This window comes from Rhizobium sp. SL86 (assembly GCF_026672545.1).
In the GTDB taxonomy this organism is placed as follows: domain Bacteria; phylum Pseudomonadota; class Alphaproteobacteria; order Rhizobiales; family Rhizobiaceae; genus Neorhizobium.
Map to the genome: position 1 here is coordinate 725,248 of NZ_JAPPRJ010000009.1, position 16,936 is coordinate 742,183.

A 16,936-nucleotide genomic window follows, 5' to 3' on the forward strand; every position below is an offset into this window, starting at 1 on the left:
GCGTGAAGGTCGCTTTCGACACCAATGTTCTCGCCTATGCGGAGGGCGTGAACAACAGCGACAAGCGGGATATCGCGCTTGATCTGCTGCAACGGATTTCCCAGACGTCGGTCGTGATCCCGGTTCAGGCACTCGGTGAACTCTTCAACGTCCTGGTGCGCAAGGCGGGCAAAAGCCACAGCGATGCGCGTGATGCGGTGCTTGGCTGGCGCGATACGTTTCCGATTGCGGCCACCACGGCCGAGACGATGGTGACGGCCATGGATCTCGTCAGCGATCACCAGTTCAGCATCTGGGATGCCGTCATCCTCACCGTCGCCGCGCAGGCCGGTTGCCGTATCCTGTTGTCGGAAGACATGCATGAGGGGTTCACCTGGGGCGGCGTGACAGTCGTCAATCCATTCGCGGACACGCGGCACGAACTTCTCGCCATTCTCCTGGGCGAACGATCTGGATAGGGCGGGTCGGAAGCATCCGGATACGTTCCATACCAAGGCCCTGCAGATGGCCGTTCTACCGGAGAAAAATGTAGAGCATCGGAGCTTTCAGCATAGCGGCGGGCCTGTCTGAAGGGCCGCGAAAGCGGGAATTCTCGACACGCTTTTTGACGGAAGCAGGGACGCCGCAGGAGGTTTAGCATCGCGCCGCGAAGCGGAAACCGGGATCGACGTCCCCCGGCAAAAACGTTCCGTATGGTGCGACTTTTCTGACTGGCCGAATGACGGCGTCACGCGCTGCCCTGCCGCGTGGCCCAACGCTCATCTTGGATCAGCCGTTTTGCAGCCGGCGCCGCGACCATTCGATATGCGTCCACGCGTCTTCGCTCGCCGGCGCGATGTGCAAGAGCTTCGACGGTGCGGTTCTCCTCACAGACGGCCATCCCTCAATGCTTTTTAGCCAGTCGTCAGAATAGACCGTGGACTGGTAGCGATACCCCTCGTCCGGCAGGATCACCGCAACAGTGTCGTCCGGGTGCGCTCTGGCGAACCAGTCGGCCACGAGATGGGCAGCGCCGCTGGTGGGTCCGACGAACATGGCATGATGGCGATACAGGTCGCGGGTGGCGGCAAAAGCCTGAAACGCACCGACCCAATGCACCTCATCGATCAGTGCATGATCGAGGTTCTTCGGCATAATGCTGTTGCCGAGCCCACGCAGCAGGCGGGGACCAGCCTGGTGCCCGAACAGAACGCTGTTGTGCGTATCCACCGCGATCGCACGCAACCCGGGAAACAACCGGCGCAGATAGGTCCCCGTGCCACACAGCGAGCCGCCCGATCCGACACAGCCAACCAGGCAGTCGATGCGACCGATCTTCTCGACAAGGATTTCCGCAAGCCGTGAATAGGCGGCAGGATTGTCGGGATTATCATATTGTTGCGGCCAGAACGCATCCGGACGGCTGTCGAGGACGCGGCGAAGTGCTGCAAGGCGGCCGCCCTGATTGCCAGTGCGCCCCTCGTCTTCCACCAGGATAACGGATGCACCCAATTGCTCCAGTCTCTCCTTAAACGACGCATCCATGAGGCTTGTGGCACTGACGATCGTCAGCGTGTAGCCGCGCTCGACCGACAGCATCGCCAGGGCCAGGGCAAAGGTGCCGGAGCTCGTCTCGACGATATGACTGCCGCGCTTCAGGAGCCCGCGCTCTTCGGCCCGATCCAGCATGAAACGGGCAGGCAGCAGCTTCATCAGCCGAAACTGCGCGGCATGGAGGTTTGGCAAGAGCGGCACGATCCGGGGCGTTTCGTAATCCGCAAGATAGCTTTCGATGGTCATTCCAGCACCCATGCTGGCGCACCGTCCGCATTCACCGCGAAGCGGATGATATCGGTGAACCCTTCCGTCTCAGCGGCACGCGCAATGCTCTCGGCCCGATCGGCTGCGCTGTCGTCGCGCGCATCGAGGAGGATGCCCATGCGGTTTCCGCTATGCGCGACCTGCACGCCAAGGCCGCCACCGGTCTGCGCCAGCCGGACGAGGTCGCCGAACCGCCGCTTCGGCAGATAGCCTTGGTTGATTCGGGCACTGGCTGTTGCGACGCGGCCGATCGATTTCGGATCCTGCTGCGCAATCGCTTGGCGCACATGGCCCCGCAGAACCCTGAAGGTCTCGATCTCCGTGCTGGTGTAACGCGCGGGCGGCATGCCGACCGTATCGACCGGTTTGTCCTCCGATGAGGAAAACCCGATGACGTAAAGCGGCGGATAATCGCCGGGGAGATAGTCGAGCACCCTCCCCTCGCGATGGGCAAACAGCACGGCCTGCCCGGCAAAGGCGATCGCATCTGTCGCGGTCTCTGCGGCGACGGCAAGGCGGCACAGAGTTGTGCGACTGATCTGCGCGCGGGCCGCCGCCGCAATGGCGTAAATACTCGCCACGACATCGGCCGTCGATGATCCGTAACCACAGCCCAGCGGTATCGAGCTTTCAATTGTCAGGCAGCCCTGGACATTTGGATGGCCCAGCGCATCAAGCGCGAGCCGGGCTGCGCGGGCCGCCTTGGCTCTGCCTTCGGGGCGGGTGCGAATGCCCGGTCCGTCATCAGGCCAGAAAGTGACATGCGATTGCTTGCCGGGAAGCGGGAGCGTCAGCAAACCTCGGTGAAGTCTGCCGTCATCGGCTGGAAAGACACCCTGGAGAATTTCGCCGTGATGGGCCATGGCCGTGCCGGAGCCAACCTGCAGGGACCGCGAAGTCGTTCCACCTGGCGTGATCGCCGCAGAAGAATGGTTCGCGTCTGACTGGGTCATGCCGCAATCTCCCGTGATCTTTCGCTTTCTCCGACTTTCCTACAAGTCGGCGCTTGCGTCCCTCCTCACATATCAGGAGTTGTCAGACCCTTGCGCCGCACTACGGCACGAGTGCCGACTGCCCTGGAAGATTTGATCGCTGGTCATTTCGCGGGGCCAGTGGGTGATCTTGCGAGCCGGGCGACGCCCGGCGAGCGGCGGCGGTGCATCAGGCACCGCCGCCGCCAGCGAGATCCACCCTTCGCGAACGGCATTCGCTCGGTCATAAATCGGAAGAACGCGCGTCTGGCCGGGGAAACCGGACGCGACGCCTATGCAACGCCGCGCCCGGTCCTGTCGTTTATACTGCGCGCTCCAGCAGGAGCTTTGCCTTCGCCTCCAGTTCAAGGCGCCCGTCCTGATGCGTTTTCGTACGGGCATGGGCAGTCAGACCTTGCACGAAATCAAAGATACTTTCCGGCGGGCGGCCTTCCTCGCGCAACACGGTCTCGATAATCCTGCCGGTTTCCGCTTTGGAGAAACCGCGTCTGCGCAGGAAGCTTTCGCGGTCCTCGTCCGTGCGGGCAACGATCTTTTCCCGCGCCGCCTTGATCCCGGCAACGAAAGGTGCGGCGCTCGAGTTGGCAAAGCTCATCAATGCGGGTGCCGCCTCATAGGCGAAGCGCTGCGCGGCGAACTTGCTGTGGCGGATGGTGATCTGCTCGAAACTCTCGACGCCCCACAGATTGCGGTTCATGCACACGGCGCGAAGATAGAAGGAGGCGATACCGAGCGTCTTGGCGCCGACTTCGCTGTTCCAGCAATAGAAGCCCCGAAAATACAGGTCGGGATCGCCGTTTGGCAGGCGTCCGGCCTCGATCGGATGCGTGTCGTCAACCAGAAACAGGAACACATCCCGGTCGCTGGCATAAAGGGTCGTCGTGTCCTTGGTGACGTCCACGAAAGGGTTGTGCGTCATCGACGCCCAGTCCAGCACGCCGGGCACTTTCCAGATGGTATCGCCGACCCCATTGCCGGCGATCTTCATCACCGCCGCCACCAGTTCATGGTCGAATATCCTGCCGTAGTCGGGACCGGTGACCGCCCGAAGCTCGATGCGCCCGCTGTCCGCCTCATAGGTTTTCACGAACTCGGAGCGGTGCGACAGCAGGCCGTGCTGCAGGTTGATGGCTGCCAGCGGCGCAGGCAGGTGGCGCAGATAGGTGGATGGTGCACCGACAAGGCTGCAGAGCTGGCCAAAGCTCCAATGGGTCGGGGCGATGGGTTCATCGCGTCCGGGCACGATCAGCGTCAACCGCTCGGCATTGTCTCGGCTTGCCTCGACACGCACCGCGCAGCTTTCCACTGTGCGGGCAGTGGCACGATCCGCCCTCGCCTTGACGTTGTCATAGAGGTCCGGCAACGACAGGTAGCGCTCATCATCTGGACGCGAAAACCATTCCGAAGAAACCCGACCGTCATGCACGCCACGCGACACGTCGACCCGAAACGCCTTGTCAACCTGCTGGGTGGTCTCCCTGGTATCGATTAAATTCATGACCTTGCTCCTTTTCTTTCCCGTTAATGCCGAAGGCATGTCCCTCGACATGCTTTCCGGGGGCGCGTGAGCGCGCGGGGATGGAGGGGGCAAATGCCGGCGAGCATGGCCGGCCTGCCAGGCTTAAGCGGAACCACATGGCGGAGATCGCATAGGGGGATCCGTGCCGTTCTGCGAAGCGGCGGGCCTGCCATGCGCAGGCGGCGTTTGCGGGGAGCAAGGGGAAAAGTTCCCCTTGGCTCCCCGCATCGATCAGCTGAACACCCGTGAAGCCGATCAGGACAATGGGAGCGCAGCTCTCCGCATATTCGAAGGGCGGCGGGCCTGAGCATGGCAAAGCCCCGCTTTCGCGGGGCCCGGCCGTTGACCATATCAGTTAGCCGTGCGGCGGCGCGACCAGATGAGGGACAGTTCCTCGCCTTCCGCCTCGACCAGGCTGGCATAGATCGGAGCGGCGAAGCTCGGATCGTCAAGTTTGACGGAGAGATAGGCGTTGCCCTTGTCGGACTGCTTTTTCCATGCGGCCCCGAATTCCACGTTGGATGCGAGGACGCGGTAGTCCGGGCCGTTGTCGGTGTCGCCCTCGGCGGGCACGAATTTCACGGACTTGACGTTGAGGGTGAGGGTCTTGACCGAGCCCGTGAAGCCGTTGTCGGTGCGGGTGAAGGTGCCGATCGTTGCCATGAGATTTAAGTCCTTTTTGCTGATCGGATCGCGCCCATCGCGACCTCGATGATGGTCGACGGACCGGAGACGATCGAGACGCACCCCCGGGGTCCCTGTTGCGCTTGGCGCAATGGGGTGGCGCGTTGGGCCGCAATGAAATGGAGGGCGTCGGACAGCCGCTATTTTGAATTCGCGATGCAAAGCGGGCCATCTGGCCGGCGGCGGAAAAAAGCGGATGACCGACGTTGCGGAACTGAGATCGAGGCGGCTGGCTTGCCGCCGGGCTTCGGTCAGACCAGATCAATCGAGTTCGTGTTGGGCGAAATCTGTTCGGTAAGACAGACAATCGCGTCACGGCCGATGTCGGCACCCTCGCCTGCCTCTAGACAAAGACGTTTCGGCTCACGCGGGGCAAGGCCTTCCGCTCATGCTGACCGTTGAACCTTTGCCGATCGGAGCGGCCCTTCCGCCCGGTATTTTCGTAGTTCGCTCTCATGCGTCACGGCATTCGAGTCGATACGGAACGTACTGCCATGGACACCACTTTCCATACCATCAAACTGAGCAATCCATCTTCGTCGCCGCACCCGCCAGCATGGCTCTGGTCAGGTTCGCAGGGCAGTCCATGCCTGGTGTGGCAAAGTGTTTCCCCTCTGATGGACGCCACCAGGCCCAGGATATGACGGGGCCGAGCAGCGCGATCGGTCTGTCGCCATTCGCCGCCCTTGCGCCAGCGCATTTTGTTGGTCATGGCGTGCGTGTTCCCTCCGAGGTACGGCCGCGTCCCATGGGCGCGGCCGATTTTTTTCGTCAAGACCATGAGGAAGGCCGGAGCAGTATGCCCCGGCCCGTGGCCTCATTCGGCTGCTTCCGGGAGAACGAGCTGGCCCAGATCCGGATCAGGTTCATCGGTGCCGAAGGCCGCACGGCTGCCGTTCGACCCTTGCGGTGCCAATGTCGACCCAGGCCACGCGGTGCGCAGCAGTGGCGGCAACCATCCGGTGCCTGCCAGCAACGGCTCTGCTGCTTCCGCCATGGGCTGCTTCTTCATGGTGGCGATCCGATCCGCCGCCTCGTCGCCCACCGCTTCCCGCACAGCTGCCAGAATATGCGCCTTGGTGACCCGCCCGAAATAGGTGCGCGCCGTTGGCGTCCAGTGCTGGTTCATGTCCAGCGCGAGCGCCGTCGCCAGCTTGTCGGCGGTCCGTAGCGCGCGGGGCCTTTGTTCCCATGGCAGCTTGAGGGCATTGACGGTCAGGGACGCGCAATGGGCGAAGAGTGCCATGATGCTCACGTGATCCAGTCCCGCGATGAAGTCCCAGAGTTCGCCCACGTCTCGCGGCATGTCTGCCGCCCACCCGTCATGACGATGCGCCAGCATCTTCGCCGCCGCCATGTCTTCGATTCCATCGGCATGCCCGCCAAGCGATACACTGCCGGGGCGGATTTCGAGAGCGTGGGCATCGACGCCGCGATAGAATGTCTGTGCGGCAAGAGCATGGGTGACGGCGATCAGGGCGATATCCGGCTGCTCACCAAGTGCGAGGCGAAGGCCAAGCGTCCGGTGCGCGGTCAGGTCGCGCGTCAGAAGATCGGTAAGCGGCTGACCCGCATCACCCTCCGCCTCTTCCTGCGGCGCAAGGTCGGATATGGGGTTGCCCTCCCCGTCATGCGCATCGTCTTCGATGACTTCGCCATCTGCGGTAACGCGGATACCATCGATGACGCCTCCTGTACCCACCTGTTCCGGTTCCGGGTTTTCATCCTCCGGGCGGACAAAGCCGCGTTCGAGCCGGACCGTTCCATCATGGTTCAGTGTGACGAAAACGCCGCCCCGGCTGATGTCGCCGGCATCATAACCTTCGCGCATGGCATCGATCCGCTCGATCTCGGCTTCAAGCTCGGCAAAACGTTCATCCACATCGGGCGGCGGGTCGTCGTCCGTGTTCTGCCATTCCGCCGTCAGGTGAGCGAACTCCTGCCGCGCAGTCGCTTGGGCCGCTTCGTCTTCCTCGGAAAGCGCCACCGTCTGCGGATAGACACGCCGCATACCATGGGCGTGCGGGAAATCGATGAAGGCTTGCACCCATTTCCAGCCTTCGGCTTCTCTGAGGCCTGCGGCGATTCCGCCCAGCTTTGCGATGACAAGCTGGTCCAAAAGTGCGGGATCGTCATAATATCCGCCGCGATCCTCGGTAAACAGGTCACGGATGATGGTGCCGCCCGCGTCGGTATAGGCCTCCGCTCCGACAAATATGGCCTTGCGGTCGTTCGCCTGCACATGTGTCCGTGTCAGGTCGCGGCGGATCATCCACGGCTCACGGTTATAGCCAAGCCCGGCATAGACCTGTTCCTGCCGCGCATGATCGTCGGTGACGGCAAAAGCGATCAACTGGTCCAGCGTCAGTTCGCCATCGCGGTAGACCTGCATGAGTGTCGGGCTGACGGCGCCGAGACGCATTCGCTGCTTCACAACATGCGCCGTCACCCCGAAACGGGCAGCGATTTCCTCGGCCCCCCATCCGCGATGTTCTGCAAGCGCGCGAAATGCCTCGAACTGGTCTGCCGGGTGCATCGCCTCGCGGGTGATGTTTTCGTCAAGGCTGATTTCCTGCGGATCGTTGGCGGTATCCAGCACGCACCGGACATGTTCCGACTTCCTTATCTCCTTGCGCCTCACGCGGAGCAAATGCGCCAGCCTGCGGCCTTCGCCGACCGTCACGAAATAGAAGCCGGTCGGCTGACCTACCTCGTCCACCTCCGGCTCCACCACAAGGTTCTGCAGCATGCCCTTGGCGCCGATGCTGGCCGCAAGCGCTTCGATATGCGCCTCGCTGTGCGGGGTCTTCCTTGCATTGCGTGGCGACTTTTTGAGCTTTGCGAGCGGAATGAAGAGTTCCGCACCGTTTGCGGCGCCCTCGACGGCGTCCATCACGGAGACGATCTCAGCAGCAGCGCCGGGTCCGGGCGAGGCTAGCATCACCTCTGCCACTGCTTCCCGAATGCTGCATACCTCCGCACGTGGTGCCACCGCCTCCACCACGTCCACCGGTGCAACCGTGACGACCTTCGTCTTCTTCTGTGTCCTTACCATTGTTCCAATCCTTTCGCGTTAATGCCGAAGGCATGTCCCCGACATGCCTCCCGGGGGCGCGCGAGCGCGCGGGGATGGAGGGGGCAAATGCCAGCGAGCACGGCCGGGTTGCCAGGCCAGGCGGGACGGATCTGAACTCTGGGATTGTCATGGCTATCGGGCGCCGGCCTGCGAGGCGGCGGCCCTGCCATGCGCAGGTGGCATTTGCGGGGGAGCAAGGGGTAAGACCCCTTGGCTCCCTCTCCTCCCCAGCGGGATCGACTTCAAGTTGCGAAGCTTTGCAATTCGAAAGTCGGTGCCGTTGAAAAGATGGGTCGGCGGCCGCTTTCCCGTGGTCGCCCCGACAGTGAGTGTCATCACTCCGCCCAGCGGTGAGCATGAACGATGAAACCCTTTGGGATACGACCCCACGCGCGAAACTGCGCGCGAACGCGCATTCCCTTCGGCGCGTTTCCATGAAAGTCTAGACCATCAGGAAACAACGCCGCCGACAGAGCCACTCTGAATCCCGAACCTGAGGCAAGAAAACGAGAACGGAAACATTATGGTGCCGCGACGTCCGAGAAGCGGTGTCGTCACAAAATCTGTCGACGACATACCGACAGCCTGCCGTGGAGAATTGCAGCCGTGCGGCATAGGTGGTTTTGGCGTCGCCACGAATGGAGCGCTATGCGCGCACCGCATTTTATACGCCGACTGTCCAAAAGGTAAGCATGCCGGGCATTCGGTCTGGCCCCAATTGGCGATCAGCACGACCCAGGACGTCATCAAAGCGAGTGTGAAATCGTGGACACGGCTTTCCTTTTGATGGCGATGTATTCCGGCCGACCGATCATACCGGCCGACGAAGTGGCGAAGAGCTTCTTCGGGCTGACAACTGACAAGTTTGTTCGCAAGGTGTCGGCCGGCGACATCGCCCTTCCCCTTGTTCGCATGGAGGCTTCGCAAAAATGTGCGAAGGGCGTGCATCTCAACGACCTCGCGGCCTATCTAGACGAGCGTCGCGCCGCCGCAGTGAAGGAATGCCAGCAGCTTCATGGCAAAGGGTGATTTGGATGATATCAGCATACGTTGTCGCCATGAATGACGGCGCGGTGGAACTCCAGAGCATCTTTCCCAATCGCTGTTCTGCTGCCGACTGCGGCTGCCAAGAGGGTGGATTGCTGCACCGAAAGATCGACACAGATTCAAACCGTTCATTCGCAATCCGGCACTTCGAACGCGTAACCACGCGTATCCGATCAGTTGATCTTCGTCTCCGTGCTATTTCCGAAGATGCGTGGTTGGCAGTGCGGTCGTATACTTGACCTGGCCCAGGGCAAAGCTGGACCGGATGTTGGAGACGCAGGGAATGGTCGTCAGCCGGTCAATGACGAGCGCCTGGTATTTCCTGAGATCCTCGACGACAACACGAAGAAGATAGTCCGCTTCGCCGGTCATCAGATAACATTCCATGACTTCAGGCATGGACCGCACAGCCTCGTCGAAGATGTCGAGGGATGCCCTGTCCTGTTGCTTCAACGAGATATGCACGAACACATTGACGGCGAGACCAAGGGATTGCGCGTCCACGAGCGCAACCGTTCCCTTGATCACACCGCTTTCCTTCAGGTCATTGACACGCCGCCAGCAGGGAGACGCCGACAGACCGGTCGCCAATGCGAGTTCCGCCGTGCTGAGTTCGGCATTGTGCTGCAAAAGATCCAGAAGCTTCAACGTCGCGGCATCATAACTGACAGCAGGCATGAAATTTCCATTCTCCTGATCAAGCCGGTAAATCTTACCGAAGAATGGAGAAAGAGCAAGCGAGTTAGACCAGTAAATCCCCATCATGGGTGATACCTTTTCACTGCAGAAGGGGAGGACCGCAGATGAAATCGAGCCTGTCGCAGGAAAAGCTTGAGATCCTGAAGAAACTTGAACGGCAGGTGCTTTGGCATGCGTGCTGGATGATCCACAACGCCAACCACATCCGCAAAAAGGGCGATGTCAAAGTGGGCGGCCACCAGGCGTCTTCCGCCTCGATGGTGTCGATCATGACGGCACTGTATTTCCACAGCCTGAAGCCGGAGGATCGGATCGCAGTCAAGCCCCACGCCTCCCCGGTCTTTCATGCGATCCAGTATCTGATGGGCAACCAGACCCGTGAAAATCTCGTCAATTTCCGTGGTTTCGGAGGCGCCCAATCCTATCCGAGCCGCACCAAGGATGTCGACGACGTCGACTTCTCCACCGGCTCGGTCGGACTGGGCGTGGCAATCACGGCCTTTGCCTCGCTCATCCAGGACTATATCGACGCCAAGTCCTTGTCATCGCCGCGCCCCATGGGCCGAATGATCGCACTTGCAGGCGATGCCGAACTGGATGAAGGAAATATCTATGAATGCCTGCAGGAGGGCTCGAAGCACGACCTGCGCAACACCTGGTGGATCATCGACTATAACAGGCAGAGCCTTGACGGCGTCGTGCGCGAGGGACTGTGGAAGCGCATCCAGGCCATATTTGCGGCGTTCGGCTGGGAGGTGAAAGTCATCAAATACGGCGCCTTGCAGGAGGCCGCATTTCGAGAACCCGGCGGCACGGCGCTGCGCGACTGGATCGACCATTGCCCGAACCAACTCTATGCCGCCCTCGCCTTCCAAGGCGGAGCGGCATGGCGAAAGCGCCTCACCGACGAGATCGGCGACCAGGGCGAGGTCACGCAACTGATCGACCGGCGCTCGGATGCGGAACTGTCCGAGCTGATGAACAACCTCGGCGGCCATTGCATCGAGACGCTGACGAACACCTTCGACAGCATCGACCATGATCGCCCGACAGTGTTTCTGGCCTATACGATCAAGGGCTGGGGCACGCCGCTTGCCGGCCATAAGGACAATCACGCCGGCCTGATGACCAAGGCCCAGATGGAGGCGTTCCAGAACCGCATCGGGGTCGCCGCAGGCGAGGAATGGGAGGAGTTCGGCGCTATCCCGAATCCAACGCCGGTCCAGACCTATATGAAGACCGTGCCCTTCTTCGCCAAGGGCACGCGCCGCTATGCCGCTGCTCGTGTTGCATCGCCGGGGCCAGTCTTCCTGGAGGATCGCGAACTGTCGACGCAGGCAGGCTTCGGCAAGATCCTGGATGCGATCGCAAGGCGCAACGACGACCTCTCCAACAGGATCGTCACGACAGCACCTGACGTCACCGTGTCCACCAATCTCGGGCCCTGGGTGAACCGGCGCGGACTGTTTGCGCGGGACGCGCTGGCGGATACGTTCCAGGACGAGAAAGTCCCCTCCACGCAGAAATGGTCCTTCGGGCCGAAGGGACAGCATATCGAACTCGGAATCGCAGAGATGAACCTGTTCCTGCTGCTGGGGGCCGCCGGACTGTCTCATTCTATCTTCGGGGAAAGGCTCATCCCGATCGGCACCGTCTATGATCCATTCGTCGCCCGCGGTCTCGATGCGCTGAACTACGCATGTTATCAGGATGCCCGCTTCATGATCGTCGGCACGCCATCGGGCGTGACGCTGGCGCCGGAGGGTGGCGCGCACCAGTCCATCGGGCAGCAATTGATCGGCATGAGCCAGGATGGCTTGGCGAGTTTCGAACCGGCCTATCTCGATGAGCTATCTGTTATCATGGACTGGTCGTTCGACTATATGCAGCGGGAAGGCAAAGGCGGGCATGACCCGCGGACCTGGTTGCGGGACGAAGCGGGCGGCTCGGTCTATCTGCGCCTGACGACCCGGCCACTGGAACAGCCGGTGCGCCGCGAGAGCGAGGCGTTTCGTCAAGGCGTCGTCGATGGCGCCTACTGGCTTCGCGAACCGCAACCGAATACGTCTCTGGTCCTGGCCTATCAGGGCTGTGTTGCGCCTGATGTGCTGACCGCTGCCGGACGCCTCGCGGAGCGCCATCGGGACGTCGCCGTATTGGCGGTCACGTCGGCTGACCGGCTCAATGCCGGCTGGACGGCAGCACAGCGCGCCAGGCGACACGGATATGCAGCGGCCCGCAGCCACGTGGAAAACCTGCTCGCCCCCCTGCCCCAGCACGCCCATATGATAACCGTGACCGACGGTCATCCGGCAGTACTCGGCTGGCTGGGTTCCGTGTACGGCCATGCGCTGACAAGCCTCGGTGTCGAGCATTTCGGTCAGACCGGAACGATATCAGATCTCTACGCGCATTTCGGCATCGATACCCATTCGATCGTGGAAGCAGCGGAGGCGACCGTTCGACACAGTCAGAGATATAACCCCGGATTTTCGGCTGTCGGTTGAGTGTCAAACGTGGTTGGATTTCGCCCTAATCAGTTCAAGCCGTAAAATGGTTGTTCCAGAAAACGTTTCGTGCAAATTTTCTCAGTGGCTCACAAACCCGCAGCGCTAGTTGCCGCCTAAACTCCATGGAGATCTGGCGATTGGCTTCTTTGCTGGGAAGGCGGCCAAACGCCGCTGCTTGGCCGGCACTTGCCTATCCCCATCGAGACCGTGACCTATGGTCGAGACAACCGCATACAGGTTCGCGCGCCGTATCGGTACTTGCTGTCGATAACCGGATGGTCTCAAATACGACCAGATTCTCGCAACGCTGCCAGGCGATAATGTCGAAAGGCTTTGCAACATGGCTCCAGCACATCGCTTCCGAGCAAGCCAGTCGAACCTTCACTGAGGAAAGCGCTCATTTCGGCGCACCTTTTCCCGTTGATCGCCCTGCCGCATGAAGCGTCCACGTAAAATAGGTGGACACTAAATTATGAGTGACGAAGAGCAGACACTGCGTGTGCGCCTTGTGGGGCGTGATGGCCGACGCCGCTATGACCCAGCATCAAAGGCCCGGCTTGTAGCGGCCTGTCTTGAGCCTGGCGTTTCGATATCAGGCATGGCGCTTGCCCATGGGATCAACGCCAACGTTCTGCGCAAATGGGTGAAGGATTCCAGGGAGGCTGGCTTGTCGGCAGCACCTGTCCGTTCTGCGTTCATCCCGGTCATCGCCGCAGACTGCGGCAAGCCTGTCGGGGCCCGTTCGCTGGATATGGCGGTCGCAGGTGGTGAAGACCAAGCGGCATCAGTGGAGAGGACGGCGGTGCTGCAAGGTTCTTCCAAAATCCGGGCTTTGCTGCCGAACGGCGTAAAGCTCTCGCTGGAATGTGGTGATGTGGACGCGTTGACGGCGATCATCGGCGCACTTGGTCGGGTTCAGGCGGTGCCATGTTCCGATTAGGCGCTGATCTCAAGGTCTACCTGCATCGCGAGCCCATCGACTTCAGGGCTGGGATCAACAGCCTTGCTGTCCTGGTCCAGGAGGATATGGAGCTGGATCCGTTTGCGCCAGCGGTCTTTGCCTTTTGCAACCGTCGCCGTGACCGGATGAAGCTCCTGTTCTTCGATCGATCCGGTTTTGTGATGGTGCTGAAGCGATTGACAGAAGACAGGTTCCGATGGCCCCGTCGGGAGACGGCCGTGGTGTCGCTTTCGACCGAGCAGCTCCATTGGATTCTCGACGGCATCGACATCGACGCGATGGTGCGCCATCCGGTGCGGCAATATCAGGTGGCTGGCTGACGCATCTCGAATCGAGGAGTTGACGTAGCGGCCTGCTTTCGATTCAAGAATTTGATGAATCGAACCGGCGAACCTGATGTTGCGGAGTTGATGGCGCAGTTGGCGGCGCATGCTGCCGAGATCGCCGCGCTCAAAGGCCGAGAGGCAAGCGCTTTCGCAGCGCATCGTCAAACTTGAGGAAGAGCTGGCGCTGGCGCGGTTGCATCGCTTTGCGCCTCGCAGCGAAAAGCACGTCGATCGCCTGTTCAATGAAGCCGAGCAGGTTGCCGTTGACGAGGATGCTGGTGACGACGGTGATCTCGTTGACCTGCCGGACACTGGCCTGCCGCCTGCGGAAAGGCCCGAAGGCAAGAAGCGTGGCCGTAAGCCCTTGCCGGAAAACCTTCCCCGCGAGCGTGTCGAATACGACCTTGCCGACGATGAGAAGGCTTGCCCCTGCTGTCGGCATCAGATGCATCGCATGGGAGAAGCCGTCACCGAGCAGCTCCATATCGAGGTGAAGGCCAAGGTCCTGCAGAATGTGCGGTTCAAGTACGCTTGCCGTCATTGCGATCGAACCGGCATCAACACGCCGGTTGTCCTTGCGCCGATGCCCGCGCAGCCGCTGCCTGGCAGCATTGCCACGGCTTCAACGCTGGCCTTTGCGCTGGTTCACAAATATGTCGACGGCACACCGCTCTACCGTCTGGCCCAGGCCTTCGAGCGTGCCGGTGTTCCCGTCAGCCGCGGCGCTCTGGGTCACTGGGTGATCGGCTCGAGCGAGCGGCATCTCTCCCGCATCTATGACGCGCTGAAACTGCGACTTCGGGCGCAGCCGCTCATCCATGGCGACGAGACGACGGTCCAGGTCCTGAAGGAAAAGGACAGGGAGGCCGCTGACACGTCTTATATGTGGGCCTATCGCAGCGGCGAGGACAGCGAGGAGCCGATCGTTCTCTTCGATTACCAGCCGGGCCGCGGCCAGATCCATCCGCAGACATTCCTTGGGCGTTATCGCGGCATCGTCATGAGTGACGGCTACACCGCCTGGCGCACCCTGGAGGGGGCAACCCATATCGGATGCATGGCCCATTCCAGACGACGCTTCGTCAATGCCCTCAAAGCGAGAAAGAAAGGTGGTGGTCCGCCGGAGCAGGCGCTGAAGTTCTTCGAGCAGCTCTACCGGATAGAAAGATTGGCGAAGGAGGAAACGCCGAACGAAGGCGAAACGCAAGACGATTGCATTCGCCGCGTTCGCCAGCTTCACAGTGTCCCCATCCTCAATGCCCTCAAGACATGGCTCGATGACATCAAGCCGAAGGTCTTGCCGGACAGCAAGCTCGGCGATGCCATCTCCTACACCTTGAACCAATGGGACTATTTGACCCGCTACGCGCAAGACGGCAGGATGCCGATCGATAACAACCTTCTTGAGCGTGACATCAGGATTTTTGCAACGGGTAGAAAATCGTGGCTCTTCAGCGACACTGTCGAGGGAGCCAAAGCCAGTGCTGTTGTCTACAGCATCATGCTGACATGCCGGGCGTGCGGCGTCGAACCCTTGGCATACCTGCGCCATGTCCTGACCGAATTGCCGCAGCGCGCCACAGACGCCGATATCACCGACCTGCTGCCATTCAACTTCGCCAAAACCGTCGCTGCCTGATCCGATACGACCGGATGACAGCGAATCCGGTCAAACACGCTGCGTCAATGTGCATGGAAACAAGCGCTTACTCACTGATCACTCGACGGCGTGTATTTTCGCGTCTCATTTATTCATAGCAGAAGGAAAATAGGGGGCCAGCGTTTCCCCGCCGAAGCCGCACCATCAAGCCACTACCTTGGCCCATATTTGCGCCGCCGCTCTCCGCTAGCAGTCGATCCAGAAGTGTTCTCCATGGAATGAGCTCGTCTGCGCCCGCAATTCGGCGTCCTGACGAACTTAAAATTGCGGTTGACGTGAAGTCCACCAGGGACATTATGTTCGTGCGACCCGCTAGAGATTTCAAGCTTGTGAGGATCGCCTATCGAAGCCTCATTGACCATCAAGATCGACAACATCCCGCACCAAACTGCCTGTTTCGGAAAGTCTTATAAATCCCCATTTCCCGTGGAGTTTGACCGGAGCTAGCCCCTCTTTTGGCGAATAGACATCCTCGAAGCGCGCCTTAACGGCCTCCACTATATCCACGGGCGACGACACCTTCAGAAAACCGCGCCGGTCCCCGACACGGAAAATCGCCCAACCGTCCCTGACCGGATATGCGTTGTCGTATCGTGGAGAAAGAACAACCTTCGCCTTCTTATCGATGAAACCCCACTTACCGCCAATCTTTACCGGCGCGACGCCGCCTACGAAGTCACGCGCGCCCTCATAACGGGCAGGTACTACCATCCTGCCCTCAACATTGGTAAATCCCCAAAGCTTGCCATCCACGCTCACCGCAGCAAGACCCTCGCTAAAGCCACGTGCACTCTTAAACGGCGTCGACATCACATCACCCCGAACCGAACTGAAATACCACGCACCACCGCTTTTCACCGGCGCCCAACCGTTATCGGCAAAGGCCCCTGCCTCGAAGTGCTCGGAGTCACTTTCCAGATATATATCCACCGGAACACCAGAGCCGGTGAGAATGCGGAATCCGGATTCGTCATCTTTTACAAACCGGAAGCCATTAAAGACTTCACCGGCGAATGTATAAGTTGGCTCCACCACCATCGTTCCAGCGGGGTCGATGTAGCCCCACATGCCGTTCTCACGCACGGTCGCCAAGCCGCTCGAGAACGGCTTGACCGCTTCATAAACCGGCTCTACCGCGACTTTTCCCGCGGTATTGAGGAATCCCCAAACATTACCGGCCCGCACACCGAAGCGCCCACCACTTCCGGTCTGAACCTCGTCGAACCTGGGCTTCAAAACCCATTTCCCAGACTTGTCTATGAAACCCCATTTCCCGGCAAACAGGGCCGGTGCGATTCCCTCGTGAAAATGCCCGACTTCATCAAAGGTCGGCGCAATGACCAATTCCTGCGCAAAGCCTCCGCCGGGCGGACACCAAAACAGGAAAGCCAATATCATCACGGCACTAATACGATTGACCGTCAGCCTGAACTGGAAGGGTTCTGTGCGTTGCTGCATGGCGTCTTCCCTTTTTCCTATCGCAAAACGGTGAATATCGTCATCGCCCGGACAGATTACGCCAGACGAAAGAAAGGAAAAGCGCAAAGTTGTGCCATCACGACAGCAAGACTATGATGATGCAACAATCATAGGTAAGACGCTTGTGATGATAAAACTGAGGCCATCGCGGGCTAGCGTGCTCGCCACCATTCTCGTGTGTCT

12 protein-coding genes and 1 pseudogene are annotated in these 16,936 nt (G+C 60.5%); 6 read left to right on the plus strand and 7 right to left on the minus strand.

From position 1 onward, the window contains the following. The first annotated feature begins 2 nt into the window (after positions 1–2). A complete protein-coding gene (locus tag OU993_RS26650; RefSeq protein WP_268162066.1) occupies positions 3–458 on the plus strand; it encodes a PIN domain-containing protein in 456 nt (151 codons plus the stop codon). A 310-nt stretch (positions 459–768) separates the two neighbouring features. Here the strand turns inward: OU993_RS26650 and OU993_RS26655 are convergent, their stop codons facing one another. From OU993_RS26655 to OU993_RS26675, 5 genes are all read right to left on the minus strand, one after another. After that, complete coding sequence (locus OU993_RS26655) at positions 769–1,779, minus strand: PLP-dependent cysteine synthase family protein (RefSeq protein WP_268162068.1); 1,011 nt, start codon at positions 1,777–1,779, stop codon at positions 769–771. Beyond that, positions 1,776–2,753 (minus strand): GHMP family kinase ATP-binding protein, encoded by a 978-nt coding sequence (locus OU993_RS26660; protein WP_268162071.1) that lies wholly within the window; start codon positions 2,751–2,753, stop codon positions 1,776–1,778. Before OU993_RS26660 ends, OU993_RS26655 begins: the two co-directional genes overlap by 4 nt. A 340-nt stretch (positions 2,754–3,093) precedes the next feature. Then, entirely contained in the window at positions 3,094–4,290 is a 1,197-nt protein-coding gene (locus OU993_RS26665) for a DUF932 domain-containing protein (RefSeq protein WP_268162074.1), read from the minus strand. Positions 4,291–4,662: 372 nt separating this feature from the next. After that, positions 4,663–4,974 (minus strand): DUF736 domain-containing protein, encoded by a 312-nt coding sequence (locus OU993_RS26670; protein ID WP_024896525.1) that lies wholly within the window; start codon positions 4,972–4,974, stop codon positions 4,663–4,665. A gap of 838 nt (positions 4,975–5,812) precedes the next feature. Beyond that, positions 5,813–8,050, minus strand: coding sequence for a ParB/RepB/Spo0J family partition protein (locus OU993_RS26675; protein WP_268162078.1), 2,238 nt, complete (start codon positions 8,048–8,050; stop codon positions 5,813–5,815). 786 nt (positions 8,051–8,836) lie between these two features. On the opposite strand from OU993_RS26675, the gene OU993_RS26680 reads away from it, so the two are divergent. Further along, on the plus strand, positions 8,837–9,100 hold the full coding sequence (locus OU993_RS26680) for a pyocin activator PrtN family protein (RefSeq protein WP_268162079.1): 264 nt from the start codon (positions 8,837–8,839) through the stop codon (positions 9,098–9,100). A gap of 213 nt (positions 9,101–9,313) precedes the next feature. Here OU993_RS26680 and OU993_RS26685 read toward each other — a convergent pair whose 3' ends face one another. Further along, on the minus strand, positions 9,314–9,796 hold the full coding sequence (locus tag OU993_RS26685) for an Lrp/AsnC family transcriptional regulator (RefSeq protein ID WP_268162080.1): 483 nt from the start codon (positions 9,794–9,796) through the stop codon (positions 9,314–9,316). Between the two features lie 125 nt (positions 9,797–9,921). On the opposite strand from OU993_RS26685, the gene OU993_RS26690 reads away from it, so the two are divergent. The 4 genes and pseudogenes from OU993_RS26690 (at position 9,922) to tnpC (ending at position 15,253) form a co-directional block, all read left to right on the plus strand. Continuing rightward, on the plus strand, positions 9,922–12,324 hold the full coding sequence (locus tag OU993_RS26690) for a transketolase-like TK C-terminal-containing protein (RefSeq protein ID WP_268162081.1): 2,403 nt from the start codon (positions 9,922–9,924) through the stop codon (positions 12,322–12,324). Positions 12,325–12,799: 475 nt separating this feature from the next. After that, on the plus strand, positions 12,800–13,267 hold the full coding sequence (gene tnpA, locus OU993_RS26695; RefSeq protein WP_268162082.1) for an IS66-like element accessory protein TnpA: 468 nt from the start codon (positions 12,800–12,802) through the stop codon (positions 13,265–13,267). After that, positions 13,255–13,608: an IS66 family insertion sequence element accessory protein TnpB gene (gene tnpB, locus OU993_RS28975; protein ID WP_442793045.1), complete on the plus strand. Its 354-nt coding sequence runs from the start codon at positions 13,255–13,257 to the stop codon at positions 13,606–13,608. The genes tnpA and tnpB overlap by 13 nt, the downstream gene beginning before the upstream one ends. Positions 13,609–13,662: 54 nt before the next feature. After that, positions 13,663–15,253: pseudogene (tnpC, locus tag OU993_RS26705) on the plus strand (IS66 family transposase). 372 nt (positions 15,254–15,625) lie between these two features. Here tnpC and OU993_RS26710 read toward each other — a convergent pair. Further along, a complete protein-coding gene (locus OU993_RS26710; protein ID WP_268162083.1) occupies positions 15,626–16,732 on the minus strand; it encodes a WG repeat-containing protein in 1,107 nt (368 codons plus the stop codon). Positions 16,733–16,936 lie beyond the last annotated feature (204 nt).